Genomic DNA, 22,020 nt, shown 5'->3' with positions numbered 1-22,020 from the left:
TTGGAACAGCATGCGCTGGACTACCGCTAAAATTCGACAGTCGTTTCTTGATTTCTTCAAAGAGCGCGGACACGAGATCGTGCCGTCGGCGTCGCTGGTGCCCAAGGGCGATCCCACCCTGCTCTTCACCAACGCCGGGATGGTGCCGTTCAAGGACTATTTCCTCGGCGTGCGCACGCCGCCGCACGCGCGCGTCGTCGATTGCCAGAAGTGCCTGCGCATCTCGGGCAAGCACAACGACCTCGAGGCCGTCGGCCGCGACACCTACCATCACACGATGTTCGAGATGCTCGGCAACTGGTCGTTCGGCGACTACTACAAGAAGGAAGCCATCCACTGGCATTGGGAGCTGATCACCAAGGTCTGGGGCGTCGATCCCAACCTGCTGTGGGCCACGGTCTATAAAGACGACGACGAAGCCGAAGAGGTCTGGAAGACCGTCGAGGATCTTCCGCCCGGACGAATCCTGCGTTTTGGCGAGAAAGATAACTTCTGGGAGATGGGCGAGACCGGGCCATGCGGTCCATGCTCAGAAATTCATATCGATCGCGGCGCAGCAGCGTGCGACGAAAGTCCGCATCCGGGAACCAAATGCGCGGTCAACGTCGATGGATGCCCGCGCTTCATCGAGCTCGGCAACCTGGTCTTCATCCAATACAACCGCGGCGCTTCGGGCGAGCTCAGCCCTCTCGCCAAGAAGCACGTCGATACCGGCTCGGGCCTCGAGCGGATCGCGTCGGTGATGCAGAGCATTGAGAAGGGCAAGCTGCTCGGCAACTACGACATCGATCTGTTCCAGGTCATCATCGAGAAGATCGAACAAGCGGCGCGCAAGTTCGGCAGCGAGGCGCGCTACGGCCAGAATCCCGAGAGTGACATTTCGTTTCGCGCGATCGCCGACCATGCGCGCACGATGACCTTCCTGATTGCCGACGGCGTGACGCCGGGCAACACGGATCGTGAATACGTGCTGCGCCGAATCATCCGGCGCGCCGCGCGCCATGGGCGCTACCTTGGAATCCATCAACCGTTTCTTGCGATCGCCGAGGAAGGTGTAGTCGAGGCGATGGGCGAGGCGTATCCGGAGATTGTCCGCGATTCGAAAAAGATCGCGGATGCGATCACGCAGGAAGAGACGCGCTTCGGCGAGACGCTCGATCGCGGCCTCGAGCTTATCGATTCGGAGTTGAAGCGCCTCAAGCAGAAGAATGGGCACACGCTGCCCGGCGAAATCGCGTTCAAGCTTTACGACACGTATGGTTTTCCGCTCGACCTCACGGAGGACGTGCTGCGCAATCACGGCGTCGATGTCGACACCGCGGGCTTCGAGCGCCTGATGCAGGAGCAGAAGGAACGCGGGCGCGCGGCGCGCAAGGACGAAGCGGCGGCACCTGACTTAATCCTGAGCGCGGGAACGTCGTCGAAATTCATCGGGCACCATCGCTACGAAGCGGATTCCGAAATTCTCGCCGCGGGCGGCAAGGATGGCGACACCGTCGCGATCATCGTCGCGGAAACGCCCTTCTATCCCGAAGGCGGCGGCCAGGTCGGCGATCGCGGCGTGATCGAAACCGATTCGGGCGCGCTCCTCGAAATCACCGACACCCGCAAGTCCGAAGGCTCTATCGTTCATCTGGGTAAATTGCTGCGCGGTGAGCGCGGCGACTTCGCGCCCGGCAAGCGCGTAACGCTCAAGATCGATCGCATGCGGCGCGACGCTTCGATGCTGAATCATTCCGCGACGCACATCCTGCATTACGCGCTGCGCGACGTGCTCGGCACGCATGTGCATCAGGCGGGTTCGGCGGTTTCACCGGAGCGGCTGCGCTTCGACTTTCATAACCAGGGACCGGTCGGCGGCGACGCGCTCGCGACGATCGAAGAAGAGATCAATGTGCGCGTGCGTGAGAACGCCGAGGTCACGACCGAGGAGATGCCCTACGACGCGGCGATCAAAGCCGGCGCACTCGCATTCTTCGGCGACAAGTACGGCGACGTCGTGCGCGTCGTGCGGATGGGTGATTTCTCGGTCGAGCTATGCGGCGGCACTCATGTAAATCGCACTGGCGATGTCGGATTCTTCAAGCTCGAGGCGGAGTCCGGCGTCGCGGCTGGAGTGCGGCGCATCGAGGCCGTCACCGGACAGGGCGCGCTCGAAGCGGTGCGCACGCAGCAGAAAATTTTAGATGAGATCGCAAAGAGCCTCGGGGCCAAGGACTCCGCCGCGGTCGATCGCCTCGAGAAACTGCTCGCCCGCGAAAAGGAACTCGAAAAGAAGCTGCGCGCGCTCGAACAGAAGCTGGTCGGCGGCGCGTCGGCCTCGGGAACGGCCGAGACTGTCCGCGACGTGAAAGGCGTGAAGCTCGTCACGCAGAAGCTCGAGGGCGTCGAAGCGCGCACGCTGCGCGAGATCGCCGACAAGCTGCGCCAGAAGCACGGCTCGGCGGTAGTCGCATTGGGCTCTGACCTAGGCGAAGGCAAAGTGGCGCTGCTGGTGGCGGTGACGCCCGATCTCGCATCGCGAGCGAAGGCCGGCGACATCGTAAAGCAGATCGCGCCGATCGTCGGCGGCACCGGCGGCGGCCGCCCCGACATGGCGCAAGCCGGCGGCAAAGACTCCTCGAAGCTCGACGAGGCACTGGCGAAGGTAGCAGACCTGATTCAGTAGGCGCGCGCGAACGATGCTGACCTATTCCGCATTGCCCGATACTCCCTTGCAGACAGCCGGCGAGATCAGCGCGGACTTTCTCCAGGCGGGCGCGCGAACCTATCGTGAGGCCGCGGCGATCGTTTACCGGCTTCCCTATGGGCGAACATCGTCGCGCACCGACCTGAGCGCGGTTCTGCGCGAAGGCCGAGGCACCTGCAGCAGCAAGCACGCGCTGCTCAGGCAGCTCGCATCTGAGCAAGGCGTCGCAATTAAGTTGATGATTGGCATCTATCTGATGAACGAGCGAAACACGCCGGGAGTCGGTGCGGTGCTCTCAAGATGTCGTCTCAAGGAAATCCCTGAGGCGCATTGTTATATCGTCTATGATGACGAACGAATCGATGTGACGCGCGCGGTCACGACGTCGGTCGAGCCCATCGCCTCCTTCTTGCACGAGGAGGAGATTTCGCCCCCACAAATCGGTGATTACAAAATCGCGATGCATCGGGACTTTCTGCGCCGATGGCTTCCCGGTGCGAAGCTCCCCGCCGAGTGGAATTTCGCTCGGCTCTGGAGCGCGCGCGAGGAATGCATCGCCGCGCTCGCGTCTTAGGGATTCTTTTCGGAAGATGGTTCGCTTCGACGAACGGCGACCGTCCGGGAACATCACTCCGCTAACTCTCTGTCGTCCAAAATCGTGAGCTGCCATCCGACCGTCATCCTGAGCGGCCGCCGAGTCCGGACATCGCTGGTTGCGATCAAGTCCGTCATCCCGAAAGTCTGTGAAGGTTTCAAATGTTTCTGGTGCGCGATTTTTGCGTCGTCCCTGACCGGAGGCTGCCGTAGTCGAAGGATCCCGGAGGTTCCGCGAAGTAGGGACCGCTTCCAGAAAGCAGTCACTTGACACTCATTTAACCATTCGGTTAAGTTAACTTATCGCTCATCGCCTTTGCAGGCTGTTCCGGAGAATCATCATGAAGCTCTATGAATTCCCGCCTACGCGATCGATTCGGGTGCGATGGACTCTACAGGAACTGGGCGTTCCCTTCGAGGCTGTCACGGTCAACATGCTGGCCGGCGAGCATAAGTGTCCCGAGTACTTAAAGGTGAATCCGGCTGGGAAGCTGCCGGCGCTCGTCGATGGCGACCTGGTGCTGACGGAATCGGTCGCAATCGTTCTGTATCTTGCGGAGAAGTTCGCCGACAAAGGTTTCATCCCGCGCGATCTCGCGGGGCGCGCCGAGGTCAATCGATGGATTCTTTTCGCCGCCACCGAGCTCGAGCAGCCGCTCTGGCGAATCGCGCGCCATACGAGCCTTTATCCCGAAAACAAGCGGATTCCCGCTGAAGTCGAGCTCGCGCGCGAGGATTTCAAATCGATGGCGGCGGTGCTCGACGAGCATATGAAGGGACGGCAATTCGTCATCGGAAATAGCGCAACCGTCGCCGACTTCATCATGGCCTACACCCTCGATTGGGCGAATGAGATTCAACTGCTCGACGGATTCCCGCGCCTCAGGGAATACATGGAGCGGATGTACACGCGACCGCGCGCTGCGATGCGAATCTCGAAGGCCTTCGAGAGCCTCGGCGTGACGCCCGCGTAATCTATCTCAGCACCTTCCCACTGGTAGAGGGCAAGGCGATCACTATTTGTCGTACTCGTCGTGGCGGCGCCACCACGGTGCGGTTTCGTTGCGGCCCTTGGGTGCTCGATCGAGCCATTGATACATCCCCCACAGGCCGTCGAGTCCGCGCGCATAGGTGGAGTAGCAGTGATAGACGGCGCCATCGTCAACGGCGAACGCGCTCATCCCCGGCCGCTCGCGCGAGTAGGTGGCAACGTCGGTTCCGGTCGTCGCCGCCATCTGCGCAACCGGTCCCTGCTCGCCATGCATCTGTAATTGGCCCGCGCGTTTATAGTTGTATTCGAAGCCGCCCGCGCGCTGCTGCGCCTCGGAGAACCAGACATTGAAGTCGGCGTTGAAGTCGCTCGCAAACGATGAAGCCCACGGAAACTTCCATCCCATCCTGCGCTTGTACGCCTGCAGCTTCGCAAGCGGCGCGCGCGACACCGCCCACAGCATCACGTCGTGGTTGGCGAGATGCGCGACGATGCCGTTGAAGCCGTCGGCGATCGCTGAACATGACGGGCATCCTGCCGTGTAATCGGGTCCAAACATGAAATGATAGATGAGAAGCTGCGAGCGCCCGCGAAAGAGGTCGGCAAGCGAAGCACCGCCTTCGTCGGTATCGAATCGATACGCTTTATGGATTTCTACCCACGGCAGCTCCTGGCACCGCCGCGCCAGCTCGTCGCCGCGCCGCGTATGCTCTTTCTCAGCCGCGAGCAGATCGAGCCGCGCCGCGAGCCATTCCTCGCGCGTACCGGTTTTGTGCTTGCTCATCGCCGTTCACTCCTTGTCAAACCTTCGCTTCACTGCTCAGGCCGTGCAAGGAGTCTAGCGAGAGGCGCAACATGGGAGCCACACCCCTCATTCGGATCGCGCAGGAATACGGTCAGGTTGCGATCGATTCCGGCCGGTTGCGCAGAACGTTGAATACCGTATTCGGCGCGCGCAGGCGTTCGTCGTTTTCGTAAAGCTTGCGAACCTCGGCGAAGGTGGCGTCGCCGCCCATGGTCAGTGCTGCAACATTATCCAGAAACGTCTTTGATTCTTCAGTCAGGTTGCCGTCAGGCCCCGTCATCATGCCCCAGGCGTCCCACGGCAGGAGTTCCATTTTGTTGAGCGCGGCGAGGTCGCGCACAAGATCGCCGGCGATGAACCATAGACCGCGCAGATTCGGCACGTGTGTCAGGCCGAAACATTCGGGATCGATTTTGCCGGCGCGGCACATCTGCCACGCGTCGCCCGCGATTATGAACTGATCGCGCGGTACGTCGAGCGTGTTGAAGCCGACTTTGAAGGCCTTGCGCTGGACCGCATCCAACTGCGCATCGACCAGGATCCATCGCTTGCCTGCCGCGCTCCAGTATTCGGCAACCCAATGGTCTTCGAACCTGCCCGGTGTGAAGTACGCGCCGAAGCCGCATCGCGCCCGCGCTGGAACGCCCTGCTCGCGCAGGATCGCGACGAGCATCAGGGTGAAATGCCTGCACACGCAGGGCAGGCGATGGCCGATGTGACGCGCATTTGTGAGCTGATCGCCAGAGATCGCGCCGATCCTCTCGAGCATCGGCGCGATTCCGCGCAGGTTGCCATCGTCGTATTCACTCTCAGTCAACTTGCGCTCGTAGAGAAACGGCGCGATGTCGCGATGAATCAGGACACCTTGCACGATCTCGCAGAGCTTGCCGACGTCGCGCGGCAGCGACCCTAGGCCCGCCGCGCCGGCAGTCATGGGACCGTGATACTTGTAATATTCCTGCGGTGTTTCCATGACCAAACTCCTTCATGCGAGGGCATCGCAGATGCGCGCGAGATAGCTCTCCAGGTTCGCCAGCGAATCCTCCCAGTCAAAGGGCGAGAGCTTGGATGCGATGTCTGCTTCAAGTTGTCGATGCGCTGACATTTCGTCGATCGCAGCGCATGCCTCGGCGATCGCGGCGGCCTCGCTCGCCGCGGCGCCGATCGCCGGACGGCTCAAATCAAGCACCGACCAGAACCAACTCTGCTCGCGGCTCCAGATGCCAAACGTGTTGCCGAGGTAATTGATCTTGCGCATGAGCGTCGCTCCTTCAGGCCGTCGCGAGATATTCGGCGAGGCGATCGAAACTGCTGTTCCATCCGCTGTTGTGCATATCGCGCGCCGTCATCGATTCGAAGACTTCCTGTCTGAACGTGAGACGGGTTCGGTCGCCACCGAGGTCTTCGAAGGACACGGTGATGAGCGTCTCAGGCCGCGTTGCGTTCCCATTCGCGTCGGCCCACGCGTAGGTGTAGACGAGCCGCTCGCCCTCGACGATCTCGTGATGGACCCCCTGTGCCCAATGATCGGTGCCGTCGGGCGAGCGCATGTAAAAGCGAAAGGAGCCGCCGATCCGAGCGTCCATCTTGATGACCTCGCCCTTGAAGCCCTGCGGCCCGAACCATTGCGCGATGCGCTCAGGCTCCGTCCATGCCTTGTAGACGAGGCTGCGCGGCGCATTGAAGACGCGCGAGATGACAAGCACGCGATCATCAGTGATCACTGAGCTACTTTCTGCGGGCATGCTTCTTCTCCTTGGCTTGAATTTCACGCAGATAGTCGCCCAGGCGATCGAGACTCTGCTCCCAGAAACGGCGATATTCCTCGATCCAGTCGGAGGCCTCTTTGAGCGGGCCGGCCTCGAGACGGCACGGACGCCACTGCGCCTCGCGGCCGCGGGCAACGAGTCCCGCGCGCTCAAGAACGCGCAGATGCTTGGAGATGGCGGGCATGCTCATCTCGAAAGGCTCGGCCAACTCGGTAACGGAGGTCTCACCGAGTGCGAGGCGAGCCAGGATCGCGCGCCGAGTGGGATCGGAGAGCGCGGCAAAGGTGAGGTCGAGGCGTTCTGGTGACATCTGCTTTTACTGAACCATTGAGTTAAATAACTATAGGGTTAAATATCGTGAGATGGCGGCCGAGTCAAGCACTTCCAGCGAAGCGTCTGGAAAACAAATGAACTACGAAGGCACTAAGGGCACGAAGCGAAGCGGCTACGCCGCTTCGAAGGATTTACTTAGTGCCCTTCGTGTCTTTGTGGTCGGATTGGCGTGATTGCACCGGGGGTCGGCCATGAATGGATCTCGGGCAGGATTTCGCGGCCGACGATCTCTATCGCGCGCATGATGCGCTCGTGCGGGATCGCACCGTATTGGAAAAAGAAGAGCACCTGGTCCGCGCCCATCTCGCGATAGATCCGCGCGATGCGCAAGGCCTCGTCGGCACCGCCGATCGCGACCAGATCGTTCTCCTTCAGGAACTCGAAGTAGTCGCCCGTGATCTGCTCGGGATCGTAGCGTGCCGCGTTCGACAGATATTTGTAGCTCTGCTCCGCCGCCGCGGCGCGCGCGACCGACGAGACCAGCTCGAAGCCGCGGCGCACGTACCACAGGACGGCATCGCGCGCGATCTTCTCCGCCTCGGCGGGATCGTCGGCGACGAGCCCCATGATATTCATCGAGACCTGGTTGTTGATCGCGAGCCCGACCGGGCATGCCTGCGCGATGCCGTCGCGATAAATCTGAATCCGATTCTGCACTTCGGGCAGCTCGACGCCGAGCGTGAAGCACAGCACGCCGAGTCCTTTCGACGCGGCGAGCGCGAACGTATCGGGATTGGTCGCGGCGACCCACAGCGGGGGATGCGGTTTCTGGATCGGCTTCGGAATCACCGACTGTGGCGGATCGACCATCCAGTAGTTGCCGCGATAGCCAAACGGATCCTCGCGCCACATCCGCGGGATCATCTCGATCGCCTCGGCCCATCGCGGGCGAGTGTCCGCGGGCGCGACATGAAAGCCCAGCAGCTCATTCATCGTGGTAGCGCGACCCGTGCCGAGCTCGACGCGCCCGTTCGACATGATATCGAGCACGGCGATCCGCTCTGCCACGCGCACCGGATGATTGAACGGCAGCACGACGACGCCGTGACCGATGCGAATCTGACGCGTGCGCTGGCTGACGCAGGCGAGAAAAACCTCGGGCGCCGAGCAGTACGAAAACTCGTTCAGGAAGTGATGCTCAACCGTCCAGACCGAGTCGTAGCCGAGACTGTCGGCGAGCTCGATCTGGGCCATCGTCTCCCAGAAGATTCGGTATTCGTGATCGGGAGTGTGCGGCTTGATCGATTCGATCTCGTAGATCAAACCCGCTTTCATTTTTCCGCGCTCCAGAGCCGCAGAAACTCACGTGCCTGGCGGCGAAAAGATCGTTTGATGTCGAAGCGCGGTCCGTGCAGGTACCAGAGCAGCTCGAGGCCGACCAGACCGCTGAAGCACTGCGTGGCGGCCCAATCCAAATCGAGATTCGCGTCGAGCGCGCCGATCTTCTTGCCCCGCTCGACGAGCTCGCGCCAACTAGCGAGCTGCTGGCGATTTATGCGGCGTATCGTACGCAACACGCGCGGACCGATTTTGTGCGATTCGAGGGCGATGATCAGCGTGAGGCGCGAGACCCAGGGATTCTTCTCATTGACCTCCGAACACAGGTCGAAGACGCGCAGGAATTGCTCGCGATAGCCTGGCAGATCGCTGGCGGGCGCGGGCGCGGCGAAGACCTCGCCCCATTCGCTCATCACGCGGTCCAAAACGGCAAGGAAGAAATCCTCCTTATCGGAGAAATGCCAGTACAGCGCGCCCTTGGTCACGCCCGCCGCCCGCGCGATTCGGGCGAGCGAGGTGCCGCGGTAGCCATAAGACGCAAATAAATCCATCGCGGCGTCGATCAACACCAGATCGAGCGTGCCGCGCCGACGCGTCGGCGGCGCAGGAGTGCGAGCCGCCTGCTTCCTTGCCTTGGGCACCATTGAACGAACGGTATGCTGAGGCAGAACAGGGCACAAGGTCAAGGGCGCGCCTATACGCACGCCCTTTTCCGCAACGCATCAGGCCACGAACCTGGTGGTTCGCGACACTTCGTGGATCCGGTCTCGCGGGAGATTTAGTTCTGATCGGAAGGTTCGCCGCTTGGGCCCTTCATGTTTCGCTCAAGGCACCATCGGTCGATCACCTCGGCGTTAAACCGCCAGTCGGTTCCAATCCGGAATCCCGGCAGTTCTCCCCGCCGCAGAAGTTTATATATGGTGGAGGGATGCACCCTGAGGTATTCAGACAGCTCCTTCACCGTCATCACTCGCGGCAGGTTGTATTTGCTCTCGGTAGCCATTTTTTCTCCAGTTCTTGGCTCTGTTATTCGGCCAAAACCAGACGGGCGACGCTCGCAGTCCTCCCTCGTTCCGCCGCTCGTCGCTACTTATCGCTCGCTTTTAACACCATAACACTTCTCAAAAATGGTCATTCGCGTCAAGAGGTGCCTATTGCCGTGACGCCGAAATTTTTCGTGCAGTGCTATCGTTCTAATTAGGAAATAATTGCACACGGCGGTCAAGTAGCGACCGCTTGCTTATCGGGAGTTGATAGTTTCACAAGTCAGAGATACGGAGATACGAGGATGAATCGCAAAACAAATCTACTTATATCCGTCAGCCTATTATTGGCTCTCTCATACTTCATCGTAACCGCGCCTCGCGCACACGCTGAAGCGGGATTCACTTTAACTAGCACTGCGTTTACCTCAGGCAGTGCTATTCCCACCGATAACAGTTGCAGCGGCGCAAACACCTCTCCGTCTCTCACATGGAGCGGAACCCCTGCGGGAACCAAATCGTTCGCGCTGATCGTTCAAGATCCCGACGCACCGCATGGAACTTTTACACACTGGATCGCATTCGACATTCCAGCGGCGGCTTCGTCGATGCCCGCTGCCGTGCCTCATACGGACGAACTAGTGGGAGGGGGTGAGCAGGGGATGAACTCCGCCGCGAAGATCGGCTACATGGGACCGTGTCCGCCGCCGGGCAAAGTTCATCACTACCATTTCGAACTCTACGCGCTTAACTCCACGATCAATCTGCCCAAGGGCGCGAGCCTCCGAGCGGTTCAAGCTGCGATGCAAGCGCATGTCATCGGGAAGGCCGAGCTAATCGGAACTTTCAGCAAGTAATCCGAGAAATACCGATTATGAAAATTTTTCTCAGGATCGTTGGCGCCGTCGTCGTGCTCGCAGTGATCTCCTTGGCGGGATGGCGCTACTACGTGGCCCATCGCGCGCGCGCGGCCGGCATTGTCTCGCAGGACATCACCCACAACGGTGACATATGGACGGCGAACATCCAGGCTCGTGTACCCGCGCCGATCGACGCCGTATATAGCGCGATGTCCGACGTGCAGAATCTGCATTCAAGCCAGATCAAGGCGGTGCGCGTCGTTTCCCAGAGCGGCAACACCAAGATCGTCGATATGGATCTCAACGGTCCCGCCGACCAGGTCATTACCGCTCGATTGCAATTCGATTACGATCCCGCGCAACATCGGATCTCTTATCACACCATCGACAGTCCCATGCTCAACACTGACGCCCACTACTCGCTCGATGACGAGGGCTCGTCCACGCTCATCACGCTTAACGAGACAACCAAGTTCTCGCAGCAGCTCCCGGTTCCCGATGGCGTCATCAAAGACGTGATCAGCCAGGTCTTCGTCGCGCAGCTCGAGGGTCTCAAGCAGGCACTGCATATTCAGACCGCCAACCAATCCGACAAGGGCGACGAAGAATTCTGAGCGCCCCGCGATGGCCGAGGTTGATGAGCATTTTCGCCGCGGTGTCGAGCTCTTCAACAGTGGCGAGTTCTTCGAGGCCCACGAGGAAATGGAAGAGGCGATGAATCTGCTCGAAGACGACACCAGCGACTGGGATTTTTATCTCGGCCTGTTGCGCGCCGCGGTCGCCAATCACAAGCTGACGCAAAATGAAGTGCAAAGCGCGATTCTGCATCTACGCGCCGCGCTCAAATTCCTTGCGCCGTATAGCGATCGGCATCGCGGGATGCGGCTGCGCGAATTCCGCGGCGCGCTCACGGCGCAGCTCGCGAAGCTGGAATCGAAAACCTGGTCGAGCGCTGCGGCGCCGCCTCGGATCGAATTCGAGACTCCATGACGAAACTCAACGCCGAATTTGCGCTCTCGGCGCCCTCGCTAAACGGATGCCCGCGATGGGATCGCGTCGAAGTCGCGATCGCGGGCCGCTCCAACGTCGGCAAGAGTTCGCTGCTCAACGCGCTCGCAGGCGAGAAGCATCTTGCGCGCACCTCGAAAACGCCCGGCCGCACGCGCCTGCTCAACTTTTTCACGATCGGCGAAGCGCTCGCGCTCTGCGATCTACCGGGCTACGGATATGCCAAGATGCCGCATGACGAGGCGGCCAAAATCGCCCACATGATGCAGGAGTATCTCACCGGGCGCACCAACCTCGCGGCGATCATGTTGCTGGTGGATTCGCGGCGCGTTCCCGGCGAGCAGGAGCTCGATATCGCCGCTATGGCTGCGGAGCATGGGCAGAGGCTAATAATCGCGGCGACCAAATCCGACAAGATTCGGCGCTCGGCACGCGCGGCGGTGATTCGCAGTTTCGCGCCGCTCAAGTTCAAGCCGATTCTCTGCTCGGCTTTCGACGGTGAGGGGATCGAGGAGCTGCGCGCGGAAATTCTCGCGCTGGCAGATTCGCCGCGCCGCTCCGGCCGCGCGGCCTCGCGATGAGCACGGCGACTCCGCAAGTCAGCGTCATTATCCCGACTTACAATCGGCACGCGATGCTGCGCGAGGCGATCGCTTCGGTGCTCGCGCAACCCGACGTTGACTTCGAGTTGATTATAGTCGACGACGGCTCGACTGATGGAACCTCGCGCCTGCTCGGCGAGCTGACTAAACGCGACCCTCGGTTGATTGCGACGCATACTGAGCATCGAGGGCCTGCCGCGGCGCGCAATCGCGGCGTCGAGCTCGCGCGAGCGTCGTGGATCGCGTTTCTCGACTCGGACGATCTGTGGGTGCCGACCAAGCTCGCGCGCCAGCTCGACTTCATGCGGCGCAATCCTGCCTATCAGATCGCACAATGCCAGGAGATCTGGATCCGCGGCGGCCGCCGGGTGAATCCCGGCGCGCGGCACGTGAAACAGGCCGGCGACATTTTCATTCGGTCGCTGCGGACCTGTCTCATCAGCCCATCCGCGGTCATCATATCTGCGAAGTTGTTTCGTCGGTTCGATGGATTCGACGATTCGATGAACGCCGCCGAAGATTACGACCTGTGGTTGCGAATTCTTATCGACCACGAAATCGGTCTGCTCGATGAACCCCTCGTTACACGCCGCGCTGGTCATCACGATCAACTCTCGCTGATGTCGGCTATCGACAGATTCAGAATCCTGGCCTTGATGAAACTGCTTGCCTGTGAACGGCTTCCAATCGAGAAGCGAATCGCAGCCGGCGACGTGCTCGTCGAGAAATGCCGCATCTATGGGAACGGACTGCGCCATCGGGGACGCATCGGTCTCGCGGAGTTCTACGACCGGATCGCATCACAAGCATCCCAGACGTGGGGCTCGCAGCCCGACGACAATTTGCGAAGCGCGCTCCGCGAGATACGCGTGGTTGTCTCGCAAAACGACGCGGATCGAGTTGCTCATGTCGACCAATGAAGAAATCCTGGAGCTCGCCAAGGACCGTCGCCTGCCCGAGACTCATCTAAAGCGCTGGTTGGCGCTCGACGACGCGTCGCGAGACGCGATTCTCGAGACCGCGCGCACGCTCAAGCTTCGCACCGGCCAACTGGTCGTGACGATCGAAGAACTGGACGAGATATCGGTGCGTGAGCAGACCACGCCGGCCGAAATCCTCGCGCGCGATTCGTTGCGGCGGATCATAGAAAACGCCGGCTCCGCGCCGGGGCGCGCCCGCGCTTTTGTCGATAAGCTCAATGCCGTCCGATTCCCTATGCTGCGCCAAACCTCCGACGATCTTGCCGCTGCAGTCGCCGCCCTTAAACTGCCTCGCGGCGTGTCGGTGGTCTTGCCCAAGGCGCTCAGCTCTGATGAGCTAGCCGTCGCCTTGAAATTCCGAACGATGGCGGAACTGGAGCGGATGCTCGCGGTGCTCGACGCGTCCCGGCCCGCGCTTGGGCGTATCCTCGACAAACTGGGCGGCAAATGAAGTTTGATCTCGACGAAATCATGATCGACCTGGAGTCGCGCGGCTCGGCGCTCGCCGAGCGCGTCGCCGCGGCTTGCGGCGATGCGACGCCGATTCGTTATGTCGAGGACGCGCGCGCTGCCGCCCTGCCCCGCGCGTCCGATCGCGATCCGTTCGGCGCCGCCAAGCGCCGGATGCTGATCATGCGGCGGCGCAGCCCGTTCCTGATGGCCTGCCCTGCCGGCTCGTCGAAGTTTGCCTGCTGCGGCTACCTGGTCCTGACGCTCGCCTCGAACTGTCCGATGGATTGCAGCTACTGCTTTCTGCAAGAGTACGTCGCCGACAATCCGGCCTTCCAGCTTTTCAGCAATTACAGTGACGCGTTCGACGAGCTCGATCGCATGCTGTACGCGTCGCCCGCGCGCAGCTTCCGCGTCGGCACGGGGGAGCTGGCCGACTCGCTCGCATTTGATTCGATCACGGCGATCAGCCGCGACTTGATCGAATTCTTCGCGGCGCGGCCGCGCCTGACGCTCGAATTCAAATCCAAGACCGCTGAGATCGACAACCTGTTAACGATCGACCCGCGCGGCCGCGTGATGGTGTCGTGGACGCTTTCGCCTGACGCGGTTTTTCGCAGCTCGGAGCATCGCACCGCCGCACCGAGCGAGCGAATCGCGGCGGCGCGGCGCGTGCTCGACGCCGGCTACCGCGTCGCGTTTCATTTCGATCCGATAATCGCGTACGAGGCCGCGGAGCGCGACTATTCGACTCTGATCGATGAACTCCTCGACACAATTCCCCCGGCGCGCATCTCGTTCGTGAGCATGGGCGGACTGCGGATGACGCCGAGCCTGCGCGCGGCGGCTCGCCGGCGGCATCCGAGCGATCCGATGTTGTGCGGCGAGGATGTGCTTGCGCCCGATGGTCGCCTGCGCGCTTTCACTCCGCTCAGGCTGCGTCTTTATCGCGCACTGGCCGACAAGTTCAAAGCTGCTGGCGCTGAAGTGCCCGCCTATCTCTGCATGGAACCCGCGAGCGTTCACCAGCGAGTATTCGGCACTGCTCCCGCAAGGCCGTCGGTGCTTGGCGAACAGCTCGCGCGCGGCGCGGAGGCAAACTCGCAATGACGCCGCGCCAGGGCGACAGCGCACGACGCGCAAAACAAAACGGCCGCGCAAATCCAGCGTCCAATGGACGCGTATCGTCGGCGCAGCATGCGAGCGAGCGCGCGATCGGCGTATTCGATTCCGGAATCGGCGGCCTCACCGTTTTGAAGGCGCTCGTCGATGCGCTCCCCGGCGAGGATTTCATCTATCTCGGCGACACGGCGCGCCTGCCCTACGGCACGAAGACCGCTGAAGTGATTCGGCGCTACTCGAAAGAGAACACCGAGTTCCTGCTCGCCAAGGGAATCAAGATGCTCGTGATTGCATGCAACACGTCGAGCGCCGTCGCGCTCGAAACGATCGCGAGCCAGACCATCGTACCCGTCGTCGGAGTCATCGAACCCGGTGCGAGGGCGGCGGTAAAAGCCTCGCGCAGCGGCAAGATCGGCGTTATCGGCACTGAGGCGACGATCGCCTCGGGCGCGTACACGCGCGCGATCCAGGACCTCAAGCCCTCGGCCGAGATTTATACGCGCGCGTGTCCCCTCCTGGTGCCGCTCGCCGAAGAAGGATGGACCGACAACCAGGTCGCGCAGCTTACCGTCGAGCACTACCTCGAGAGCCTCAAGCAAAGCGGCATCGACACGTTGCTGCTCGGATGCACGCACTATCCGCTGCTCACCGCGATGTTCGCGCAAGTGCTCGGGCCGAAGGTGCGAATCGTCGATTCCGCGACGGCGACCGCAGCGGAAGTTCGCGCGCGGCTGAAAGCGCTCAAGTTGATGCGCCGCCCGGGCCACGCGGGACGGCAGAGCTTCTTCGTCACCGAAACCCCGGACCGATTTTCCCGCGTCGGCCGCCGCTTCCTTGGACCGCAGGTCGATTCGGCGGTTAGAATCGAACGCTAGAAGCCCTCTCTCGCCAGCGATCGATTCACGCTAAGATGAGAAGGTTGGAAATCAAACTTATAGATGCGTCATCCGCCGCGGCGGGTGGACGAAACCTGATTTGACATGGCATCAGCTTTTACCGACGTAGCGAAGAAGATCTTCGGCTCCAAGAACGACCGCGAGGTTAAACGCCTCCGATATTACGTCACCGAGATCAACGGCCTCGAAGAGGAGATCTCGAAACTTTCCGACGACGAGCTGCGTGCGCAGATCGCCGAATGGAAGGAAAAGATCAGCCCGATCGAGGATCGCGAGCAGCGCGAGGAAGCCTTGCAGGACGCGCTGCCGCGAATTTTCGCCGTCGTGCGCGAGGCCGCCAAGCGCACTCTCGGTCAGCGCCACTTCGATGTTCAGCTAATCGGCGGGATGGTCTTGCACTCCGGCAAGATCGCCGAGATGAAGACCGGCGAGGGCAAGACTCTCGTCGCGACGCTGCCTGCGGTGCTGAACGCGCTCGCGGGACGCGGGGTGCACGTCGTGACCGTCAACGACTACCTGGCGCGGCGCGACTCCGAATGGATGGGGCGCGTTTACAATTTCCTCGGGCTGAGCGTCGGCGTTATCGTTCACGGCCTGACCGATCAGCAGCGCAAGGTCGCCTACGGCGCGGACATCACATACGGGCAGAACAACGAGTTCGGCTTCGACTATCTGCGCGACAACATGAAGTACAACCTCGAGGAGTACGTGCAGCGCGAGCACAACTTCGCGATCGTTGACGAAGTCGATTCGATCCTGATCGACGAGGCGCGCACGCCGCTCATCATCTCGGGCGCCTCCGAGGAATCCACCGATACTTATTACGTCGTCGATCGCGTCATCCCGCGGCTTAAGGCCGAGGAACATTATGCGATTGACGAGAAGATGAAGACCGTCAGTCTCAATGAAGAGGGCGTGACGCGCGTCGAACAACTGCTCGGCGTCGAAAATCTCTACGACCCGCGCAACATCCTGCTGCTGCATCACTGCAACCAGGCGCTCCGCGCGCACACGCTCTTCAAGCGCGACGTGGATTACGTCGTCAAAGACGGCGAGGTCACCATCGTCGATGAATTCACCGGGCGCCTGATGCCGGGGCGGCGCTGGAGCGACGGACTTCACCAGGCGGTCGAGGCCAAAGAGAACGTCAAGATCGAGTCGGAGAACCAGACGCTCGCGACGATCACGTTCCAGAACTACTTCCGCATGTATAAAAAGCTGTCCGGCATGACCGGCACGGCTGATACCGAGTCGGTCGAGTTCAAGCAGATTTACAATCTCGACGTGGTCGTGATCCCGACCAACATGCCGATGATTCGCGTCGACAATCACGACGTGGTTTACAAGACCGAAGATGAAAAGTTCGACGCCGTGATCGAGGAAATCAGGGACTGCAACGAGCGCGGCCAGCCCGTCCTGGTCGGCACCGTATCGATCGAGAAATCCGAGCGCGTCGCCGACAAGCTCAAGAAAACCAGCATCAAGCATCATGTGCTGAACGCCAAGAATCACGAGCGCGAAGCGGAAATCGTCTCCCAGGCAGGACGCTTTGGCGCCGTGACAATTTCGACCAACATGGCCGGCCGCGGCACCGATATCGTGCTCGGCGGCAATCCTGAGGCAATGGCAGCGGCAGAGGTTGGCACTCGCGATCCCGAGGATCCCAACTTCCGGGCCGCGCTCGCCAAGTATCGCGAGCAGTGCAAGGCCGAGCGGGAGAAGGTGCTCGAGGCGGGCGGCCTGCACATCCTCGGCACCGAGCGTCACGAATCGCGCCGGATTGACAATCAGTTACGCGGACGTTCGGGCCGCCAGGGCGACCCGGGATCGTCGCGCTTCTACATGTCGCTCGAAGACGACCTGCTGCGCATCTTCGGCGCCGATCGCCTGAAAGGCCTGATGGGCCGCATCGGCATGGAAGACAACGAGCCGATCGAGCATCGCTGGATCTCGCGCGCGATCGAAAACGCGCAGAAGAAAGTCGAGGCGCACAACTTCGACATTAGAAAACATCTGCTCGAATACGATGACGTGATGAACAAGCAGCGCGAGGTGGTCTATCACCGCCGGCGCGATCTGCTGGGCGGCGTGACGCTCAAGGACGAGGTGCTCGACCTGTGCGACGGCCTCGTCGAGGACATCGTCGCCGCGCACTGCAGCCCCGAAATCGATCCCAGGGAATGGGACTGGAAGGCGATCGACGACGCGTTCTTCCAGCAGTTCAAGTTCCGTCCGGCCTTCACTGTCAATGACGGTCCCGAGGGCGCGCCGGTAAACTCGGGCGACGATCTCATCGAGATCGCGATCGATCGCGTGCACAAGCTCTACGATACGCGCGAAATCGAGTTCACCGATCCGGTGATGCGTCAGATCGAGAAGATCGTGATGTTGCAGACGCTCGACGCGCTCTGGAAAGACCATCTGCTCGCGATGGACCATCTGAAGGAAGGCATCGGGCTGCGCGGCTACGCCCAGCAGAATCCGCTCACGGAGTATCAGAAAGAAGGCTTCACGATGTTCGAGTCGCTGATGGCGACGATGCAGCGCGACGTCGTGGAGAAAATTTATTCGGTGCAGGTGCGGCGCGAGGAGGACGTCGAGCAAATCCAGCAGCAGCCCAAGCCGCAGCGTGTGATGATGAGCCACGGCGGCGAGACTGAACCGCAGGCCCAGGAACCCGCCAAGCGCGAACCCGACAAAGTAGGCCGCAACGATCCCTGCCCCTGTGGCTCAGGCAAGAAATACAAACGCTGCCACGGCAAGTAGCGGCTCGCGCCACCGAATGTTGGCTGCAGAATAGAGGCGCGCCAGGCGCACATCTCAGTGGGGCGGGCACGGACGCCCGCCCCACTGGATTTTCAGAAATCCGATTTCGGCGATAACTAAGTATCAACCTGCGGTCACGATCTCCCCTGGTCAGGTCAGGGAGAGGAATACGAAAGCTACCCCTTGAACGCGCCGACGATTGCGTAGAACGGAACTTCGATACTGTTCTGTTTTGGATCGTCCGTCTTGATCGCCAACTGGCCGCGTAGCTGCCCATCGGGGACGCCGCGCCGCAGTAGCACCGTTATCTTGTATTCCTTGCCGGGCGTGATTGGCTCCGCGGCGGCGGTTACCGCGGGATCACTGCTCGTGATGTTCAGCACTTTCACGGATTGCCCGCCCTGGTTGCTTAACTTCAGGATCCGGATCGCGTCCTGACCGCTCTTCACGATGCCAAACGAGACCTGCTCCGGATCGAGGCTGAGATCACCGGTCACCTTGCCGAAGATATCGATCTGAAGCGGCACGCGATTCGTTGTCACCTTGATCGTGTCGTCGAAACCGCCGGCCGGCATCGTCGGCAGCATCGTGACTTTTAGTTCCGTCGGCTTGCCGGCAACCTGCTCGACCTTGATGTCTTTGTTCGAATTGGAGATCGGGCCCATCACGAATTTTGGATTACCACCGAGCAGATCGACTATCGTCACGTTCTTGGTCGCGCCCGCCCCCTGGCGCACATCGCCGAAATCGAGTTGCGGCGGCGACGATGTCACCTGCTGCTTGACGTTGCCCTGCATCGTCATCGAGAGGGTCGGATTTGCAGGATCGTTGGTGTAGGCGAGGATCGTGCGGACCTGGTGACCCTTCTGAAAATGCGTGTCGAAGCCGACATCGATCGTCGTCTCCTCACCCGGTGCGAGATGGGTCTGCTTGGGGGAGGCAACGGTGCATCCACAGGAGGTCTTCGTGCCGCGGATTTCGAGCGCGCCCTGCCCTTCGTTCTTGAGCGTGAACGTGTGCTCCACCATCTTGCCTTCCAGCGCGGAGCCGAAGTCGTAGAGCGGATTCAAGACGACAGCCTTGGGCCGCGGCCCGGGAGGCGCGTCGTTGCCACCGGGGATGAGAGGGTTTTCACTGAGCTGCGCCAATGCCGGCGCGGCACACATCAAGGCTAAGAGCATAGCGAGGAGTAGTCGTCGCATCTTTGGATGAACTCTTGCGCGGAGCGTTCCAGGGTTGAGAGATTGGAAGCGCGCGGCGCCCTTCAACTATCAATTATGGCGATGGGCGCCGCGGTCAAGAGGCTTTGCTGGTGACGACCTGCGCATTTTCCGACGCGTTCGGCACCGGCGCCGACTTCTCGTAGCGGCGCATGAAATCGGTCGCGAAGTCGCCGCGCACGAAATCCGGATCGTGCAGGATCTTGATATGGAGCGGGATATTGGTCTTGATCCCGTCGATCATATACTCGCGCAGCGCCGCCTTGGCGCGCGTGATGACTTCCTTGCGGGTCGTTGCGTGCACGATGACTTTGGCGACCAGCGGATCGTAATGCACCGGCACGCGATAGCCGTCGTAGAGCGCCGTTTCGACTCGCACACCGAGTCCGCCCGGTGAATGATGGTTCGACACCACGCCCGGTGAGGGTATGTGCCGCTCGGGATCCTCGGCGTAGATGCGGAACTCCATCGCCGCGCCGCTGAAGGTCAGCTGCTTCTGCTTGAGCGAAAGTCCCTCGCCCATGGCGAGCCGGATACTTTCCTTGACCAGGTCGATGCCGGTGACCATCTCGGTCACGCCGTGCTCGACCTGGATCCGCGTGTTCATCTCGATGAAGTAGAACTCATTATCGGGCGCGAGCAGGAATTCGACCGTACCGACGTTGGAATAGCCGACGACGGAAGCGGCACGCACGGCTGCCTTGCCCATCTTCTGCCGCAGCCGATCGGTAAGGACCGGGCACGGCGACTCCTCGATAACTTTCTGATGGCGCCGCTGTATCGAACAGTCGCGCTCGCCAAGATGGATCACGTTGCGCTGGTTATCCGCAACGATCTGAAACTCAACGTGGCGCGCGCGCTCGAGGTACTTCTCGAGATACATCGTCTTCGAGCCGAACGCCGCTTCCGATTCGCCCTGCGCGATCGGAAACATCCGCGCGAGCTCGTCCGCGTCGCGCACAACGCGCATCCCTTTGCCGCCGCCGCCGGCCGCAGCCTTGATAAGAACCGGATAGCCGAGGCGCTTGGCGTCGGTCTGAGCGTCGCGCAGTTCGGTAACGCCTTTGCCGTCGCTGCCGGGCAGTACAGGAACGCCGGCGCGAATCATGATGCGCCGGGCGCGCGGCTTGTCGCCCATCAGACGGATATGCCTCGCGCGCGGCCCAACAAAGGTCAGACCCGAGCGCTGGCATGCTTCCGCGAAGTCACCATTCTCAGACAGGAAGCCGTAACCCGGATGCACCGCGTCGGCGCCGAACGTCGTCGCGGCGCTGAGCACCGATGGGATACTCAGATAGCTGTTCTCTGCGGCGGGCGGGCCGATACAAACCGACTCGTCAGCCATCCTGACGTGCAACGCGTCTTTGTCGGCAGTCGAGTAGATGGCGACGGTGTCAATCCCCAACTCGCGGCATGCGCGAATGATCCGGATTGCGATCGTGCCGCGATTGGCGACCAGCAGCTTCTTAATCATCGCCGCCTCCGTCAGGCCACTTCGAGAATCATCAGGGGCTGACCGTACTCAACCGGCTGAGCATTCTCCGCAATGATGCGCACGATACGGCCGGCCGCGGGCGCCTCGATCTCATTCATCATCTTCATCGCTTCGATGATGCAGAGCGGCTGCCCCTTGCGAACCGACGCCCCTTCCTCGACGAACATGGCGGTGTCGGGTGACGGCGAACGGTAGAAGGTTCCGACCATCGGGCTTTCGATCAATTTCTGATTGGGTCCGAGCTCAATGGCGCCAGCCGCGCTGGCGTCCTCGGTCTTTGCTTCGAGGTGCCTGGCTCTTGGCGCGGGACGGACCGGCGAGACTGCTCGCGCGCTGATTCTTCCAGCTCCATCGGCTTCTTCGGGCGCGGCCCTATCAGCACCGCCGCGCACGAGCCTGACCTTGCCCTTCTTATCCTCGATTTCGAGCTCAACCAGCCCATAGTCACGCATGAGGACCAGCAGGGCCTTGATATCGCGAGTTTCCATCTGCTCTCCGCGCGCCTTGTCGGCGAGTGACCGGCTTCGATCCCTGGCTTCGCCTGAACGCACGCTCAATTACTCCCCTTTGTGGCAGCGTCTAGAAATGTCCGCGCTGCTCTAAGCGCGAGATAATAGCTCTCTGCACCAAATCCCATAATTCTGCCTATTGCAACATCAGCGATCGTGGAGTGATGGCGAAAGGGCTCACGCTTATAGACGTTCGAGAGATGCAATTCGATTGCTGGAATCCCCACACCTAGGATCGCATCCCTGATTGCGACGCTCGTATGCGTGTAAGCACCGGGATTTATTAGCAAAATATCACTCTTGCCGCGCGCGGCCTGGATTCGATCGACGATCGCGCCTTCGCTGTTCGATTGAAATGTCTCGACCTTGAGTCCGAGCTCCTCTCCCATCGCCTTGAGCTGCCGATCGATGTCATCGAGCGTCGTCCGCCCGTAGACTTCCGGCTCACGTACACCCAACAGATTCAGGTTCGGGCCATGTACGACCAGCACCGCCCCTTGCCGAGCCCGCGTCAGCGCTCCGGGCTCGGCTGCCGCCGAAGTCGCTCTCCTCCGCTTCGCCATCCTGTCTATCTTATACTAAAGGGCATTGAATCCCACGCCCTTGACTACTGCAAGTGAGGGAGGCGATGCCTATCCACCGGGCAGTTTGGATGCCTGTCGAAGCGGTG

General features: G+C 61.1%; 24 protein-coding genes. 12 read left to right on the top strand and 12 right to left on the bottom strand.

Going from position 1 to position 22,020, the window contains the following annotated elements:
• Positions 1–10 precede the first annotated feature (10 nt).
• From alaS to VMA09_06595, 3 genes are all read left to right on the top strand, one after another.
• Positions 11–2,668 (top strand): alanine--tRNA ligase, encoded by a 2,658-nt coding sequence (gene alaS, locus VMA09_06605; protein HUA33257.1) that lies wholly within the window; start codon positions 11–13, stop codon positions 2,666–2,668.
• Positions 2,669–2,681: 13 nt separating this feature from the next.
• A complete protein-coding gene (locus VMA09_06600; protein HUA33256.1) occupies positions 2,682–3,263 on the top strand; it encodes a hypothetical protein in 582 nt (193 codons plus the stop codon).
• A gap of 361 nt (positions 3,264–3,624) precedes the next feature.
• Positions 3,625–4,257: a glutathione S-transferase family protein gene (locus VMA09_06595; protein HUA33255.1), complete on the top strand. Its 633-nt coding sequence runs from the start codon at positions 3,625–3,627 to the stop codon at positions 4,255–4,257.
• A gap of 42 nt (positions 4,258–4,299) precedes the next feature.
• Here VMA09_06595 and VMA09_06590 read toward each other — a convergent pair whose 3' ends face one another.
• From VMA09_06590 to VMA09_06555, 8 genes are all read right to left on the bottom strand, one after another.
• Entirely contained in the window at positions 4,300–5,058 is a 759-nt protein-coding gene (locus tag VMA09_06590) for a DUF899 domain-containing protein (GenBank protein ID HUA33254.1), read from the bottom strand.
• 112 nt (positions 5,059–5,170) lie between these two features.
• Positions 5,171–6,052 (bottom strand): transglutaminase-like domain-containing protein, encoded by an 882-nt coding sequence (locus VMA09_06585; GenBank protein ID HUA33253.1) that lies wholly within the window; start codon positions 6,050–6,052, stop codon positions 5,171–5,173.
• Between the two features lie 12 nt (positions 6,053–6,064).
• Complete coding sequence (locus VMA09_06580; protein HUA33252.1) at positions 6,065–6,337, bottom strand: hypothetical protein; 273 nt, start codon at positions 6,335–6,337, stop codon at positions 6,065–6,067.
• A gap of 13 nt (positions 6,338–6,350) precedes the next feature.
• A complete protein-coding gene (locus VMA09_06575) occupies positions 6,351–6,824 on the bottom strand; it encodes an SRPBCC domain-containing protein (protein ID HUA33251.1) in 474 nt (157 codons plus the stop codon).
• Positions 6,808–7,158: a metalloregulator ArsR/SmtB family transcription factor gene (locus VMA09_06570; protein HUA33250.1), complete on the bottom strand. Its 351-nt coding sequence runs from the start codon at positions 7,156–7,158 to the stop codon at positions 6,808–6,810. The genes VMA09_06575 and VMA09_06570 overlap by 17 nt, the downstream gene beginning before the upstream one ends.
• Positions 7,159–7,316: 158 nt before the next feature.
• On the bottom strand, positions 7,317–8,456 hold the full coding sequence (locus VMA09_06565) for an LLM class flavin-dependent oxidoreductase (GenBank protein HUA33249.1): 1,140 nt from the start codon (positions 8,454–8,456) through the stop codon (positions 7,317–7,319).
• A complete protein-coding gene (locus tag VMA09_06560; GenBank protein HUA33248.1) occupies positions 8,453–9,103 on the bottom strand; it encodes a TetR/AcrR family transcriptional regulator in 651 nt (216 codons plus the stop codon). Before VMA09_06560 ends, VMA09_06565 begins: the two co-directional genes overlap by 4 nt.
• Positions 9,104–9,237: 134 nt before the next feature.
• Positions 9,238–9,462, bottom strand: a complete 225-nt coding sequence (locus VMA09_06555) for a helix-turn-helix domain-containing protein (GenBank protein ID HUA33247.1) — start codon at positions 9,460–9,462, stop codon at positions 9,238–9,240.
• A 285-nt stretch (positions 9,463–9,747) separates the two neighbouring features.
• On the opposite strand from VMA09_06555, the gene VMA09_06550 reads away from it, so the two are divergent.
• The 9 genes from VMA09_06550 (at position 9,748) to secA (ending at position 18,126) form a co-directional block, all read left to right on the top strand.
• A complete protein-coding gene (locus VMA09_06550; GenBank protein HUA33246.1) occupies positions 9,748–10,299 on the top strand; it encodes a YbhB/YbcL family Raf kinase inhibitor-like protein in 552 nt (183 codons plus the stop codon).
• A 17-nt stretch (positions 10,300–10,316) separates the two neighbouring features.
• The gene (locus VMA09_06545; protein HUA33245.1) at positions 10,317–10,916 is read left to right on the top strand and encodes an SRPBCC family protein; all 600 of its coding nucleotides are present in this window, start codon (positions 10,317–10,319) and stop codon (positions 10,914–10,916) included.
• A 10-nt stretch (positions 10,917–10,926) separates the two neighbouring features.
• A complete protein-coding gene (locus VMA09_06540; protein ID HUA33244.1) occupies positions 10,927–11,292 on the top strand; it encodes a DUF309 domain-containing protein in 366 nt (121 codons plus the stop codon).
• Positions 11,289–11,891 (top strand): ribosome biogenesis GTP-binding protein YihA/YsxC, encoded by a 603-nt coding sequence (yihA, locus tag VMA09_06535; GenBank protein ID HUA33243.1) that lies wholly within the window; start codon positions 11,289–11,291, stop codon positions 11,889–11,891. Before VMA09_06540 ends, yihA begins: the two co-directional genes overlap by 4 nt.
• Positions 11,888–12,832: a glycosyltransferase family 2 protein gene (locus tag VMA09_06530; protein ID HUA33242.1), complete on the top strand. Its 945-nt coding sequence runs from the start codon at positions 11,888–11,890 to the stop codon at positions 12,830–12,832. The genes yihA and VMA09_06530 overlap by 4 nt, the downstream gene beginning before the upstream one ends.
• Before the next feature lie 58 nt (positions 12,833–12,890).
• Positions 12,891–13,343 (top strand): hypothetical protein, encoded by a 453-nt coding sequence (locus VMA09_06525; GenBank protein HUA33241.1) that lies wholly within the window; start codon positions 12,891–12,893, stop codon positions 13,341–13,343.
• The gene (locus VMA09_06520; protein ID HUA33240.1) at positions 13,340–14,452 is read left to right on the top strand and encodes a hypothetical protein; all 1,113 of its coding nucleotides are present in this window, start codon (positions 13,340–13,342) and stop codon (positions 14,450–14,452) included. The genes VMA09_06525 and VMA09_06520 overlap by 4 nt, the downstream gene beginning before the upstream one ends.
• Positions 14,449–15,339, top strand: coding sequence for a glutamate racemase (gene murI / locus VMA09_06515; protein ID HUA33239.1), 891 nt, complete (start codon positions 14,449–14,451; stop codon positions 15,337–15,339). Before VMA09_06520 ends, murI begins: the two co-directional genes overlap by 4 nt.
• Before the next feature lie 105 nt (positions 15,340–15,444).
• Complete coding sequence (gene secA / locus VMA09_06510; protein ID HUA33238.1) at positions 15,445–18,126, top strand: preprotein translocase subunit SecA; 2,682 nt, start codon at positions 15,445–15,447, stop codon at positions 18,124–18,126.
• Positions 18,127–18,302: 176 nt separating this feature from the next.
• Here the strand turns inward: secA and VMA09_06505 are convergent, their stop codons facing one another.
• The 4 genes from VMA09_06505 to aroQ all read right to left on the bottom strand — a co-directional run bounded on the left by VMA09_06505 (position 18,303) and on the right by aroQ (position 21,841).
• Positions 18,303–19,274 carry a DUF1573 domain-containing protein gene (locus VMA09_06505; GenBank protein HUA33237.1) on the bottom strand — a complete coding sequence of 324 codons (972 nt, stop codon included), beginning with the start codon at positions 19,272–19,274 and terminating at the stop codon, positions 18,303–18,305.
• A gap of 148 nt (positions 19,275–19,422) precedes the next feature.
• Positions 19,423–20,820, bottom strand: a complete 1,398-nt coding sequence (gene accC, locus VMA09_06500; protein ID HUA33236.1) for an acetyl-CoA carboxylase biotin carboxylase subunit — start codon at positions 20,818–20,820, stop codon at positions 19,423–19,425.
• A gap of 11 nt (positions 20,821–20,831) precedes the next feature.
• Positions 20,832–21,329, bottom strand: a complete 498-nt coding sequence (accB, locus tag VMA09_06495) for an acetyl-CoA carboxylase biotin carboxyl carrier protein (GenBank protein HUA33235.1) — start codon at positions 21,327–21,329, stop codon at positions 20,832–20,834.
• 65 nt (positions 21,330–21,394) lie between these two features.
• A complete protein-coding gene (gene aroQ / locus VMA09_06490) occupies positions 21,395–21,841 on the bottom strand; it encodes a type II 3-dehydroquinate dehydratase (GenBank protein ID HUA33234.1) in 447 nt (148 codons plus the stop codon).
• Positions 21,842–22,020: the final 179 nt, after the last annotated feature.

The sequence above is a fragment of the Candidatus Binataceae bacterium genome (genome assembly GCA_035508495.1).
Lineage (GTDB): Bacteria > Desulfobacterota > Binatia > Binatales > Binataceae > JASHPB01.
Note: the sequence above shows the minus strand (reverse complement) of the source record. Positions and strands in the feature narration are given on the sequence as shown.

What these genes read in the sequence shown, in the direction of transcription:
- secA (HUA33238.1), top strand. Translation starts at nt 15,445, where the DNA reads ATGGCATCAGCTTTTACCGACGTAGCGAAGAAGATCTTCGGCTCCAAG.
- VMA09_06520 (HUA33240.1), top strand. Translation starts at nt 13,340, where the DNA reads ATGAAGTTTGATCTCGACGAAATCATGATCGACCTGGAGTCGCGCGGC.
- VMA09_06570 (HUA33250.1), bottom strand. Translation starts at nt 7,158, where the DNA reads ATGTCACCAGAACGCCTCGACCTCACCTTTGCCGCGCTCTCCGATCCC.
- VMA09_06580 (HUA33252.1), bottom strand. Translation starts at nt 6,337, where the DNA reads ATGCGCAAGATCAATTACCTCGGCAACACGTTTGGCATCTGGAGCCGC.
- VMA09_06560 (HUA33248.1), bottom strand. Translation starts at nt 9,103, where the DNA reads ATGGTGCCCAAGGCAAGGAAGCAGGCGGCTCGCACTCCTGCGCCGCCG.
- accC (HUA33236.1), bottom strand. Translation starts at nt 20,820, where the DNA reads ATGATTAAGAAGCTGCTGGTCGCCAATCGCGGCACGATCGCAATCCGG.
- VMA09_06575 (HUA33251.1), bottom strand. Translation starts at nt 6,824, where the DNA reads ATGCCCGCAGAAAGTAGCTCAGTGATCACTGATGATCGCGTGCTTGTC.
- VMA09_06540 (HUA33244.1), top strand. Translation starts at nt 10,927, where the DNA reads ATGGCCGAGGTTGATGAGCATTTTCGCCGCGGTGTCGAGCTCTTCAAC.
- VMA09_06555 (HUA33247.1), bottom strand. Translation starts at nt 9,462, where the DNA reads ATGGCTACCGAGAGCAAATACAACCTGCCGCGAGTGATGACGGTGAAG.
- VMA09_06550 (HUA33246.1), top strand. Translation starts at nt 9,748, where the DNA reads ATGAATCGCAAAACAAATCTACTTATATCCGTCAGCCTATTATTGGCT.
- VMA09_06600 (HUA33256.1), top strand. Translation starts at nt 2,682, where the DNA reads ATGCTGACCTATTCCGCATTGCCCGATACTCCCTTGCAGACAGCCGGC.
- VMA09_06590 (HUA33254.1), bottom strand. Translation starts at nt 5,058, where the DNA reads ATGAGCAAGCACAAAACCGGTACGCGCGAGGAATGGCTCGCGGCGCGG.
- VMA09_06545 (HUA33245.1), top strand. Translation starts at nt 10,317, where the DNA reads ATGAAAATTTTTCTCAGGATCGTTGGCGCCGTCGTCGTGCTCGCAGTG.
- VMA09_06585 (HUA33253.1), bottom strand. Translation starts at nt 6,052, where the DNA reads ATGGAAACACCGCAGGAATATTACAAGTATCACGGTCCCATGACTGCC.
- accB (HUA33235.1), bottom strand. Translation starts at nt 21,329, where the DNA reads ATGGAAACTCGCGATATCAAGGCCCTGCTGGTCCTCATGCGTGACTAT.
- murI (HUA33239.1), top strand. Translation starts at nt 14,449, where the DNA reads ATGACGCCGCGCCAGGGCGACAGCGCACGACGCGCAAAACAAAACGGC.
- VMA09_06530 (HUA33242.1), top strand. Translation starts at nt 11,888, where the DNA reads ATGAGCACGGCGACTCCGCAAGTCAGCGTCATTATCCCGACTTACAAT.
- VMA09_06565 (HUA33249.1), bottom strand. Translation starts at nt 8,456, where the DNA reads ATGAAAGCGGGTTTGATCTACGAGATCGAATCGATCAAGCCGCACACT.
- alaS (HUA33257.1), top strand. Translation starts at nt 11, where the DNA reads ATGCGCTGGACTACCGCTAAAATTCGACAGTCGTTTCTTGATTTCTTC.
- VMA09_06595 (HUA33255.1), top strand. Translation starts at nt 3,625, where the DNA reads ATGAAGCTCTATGAATTCCCGCCTACGCGATCGATTCGGGTGCGATGG.
- yihA (HUA33243.1), top strand. Translation starts at nt 11,289, where the DNA reads ATGACGAAACTCAACGCCGAATTTGCGCTCTCGGCGCCCTCGCTAAAC.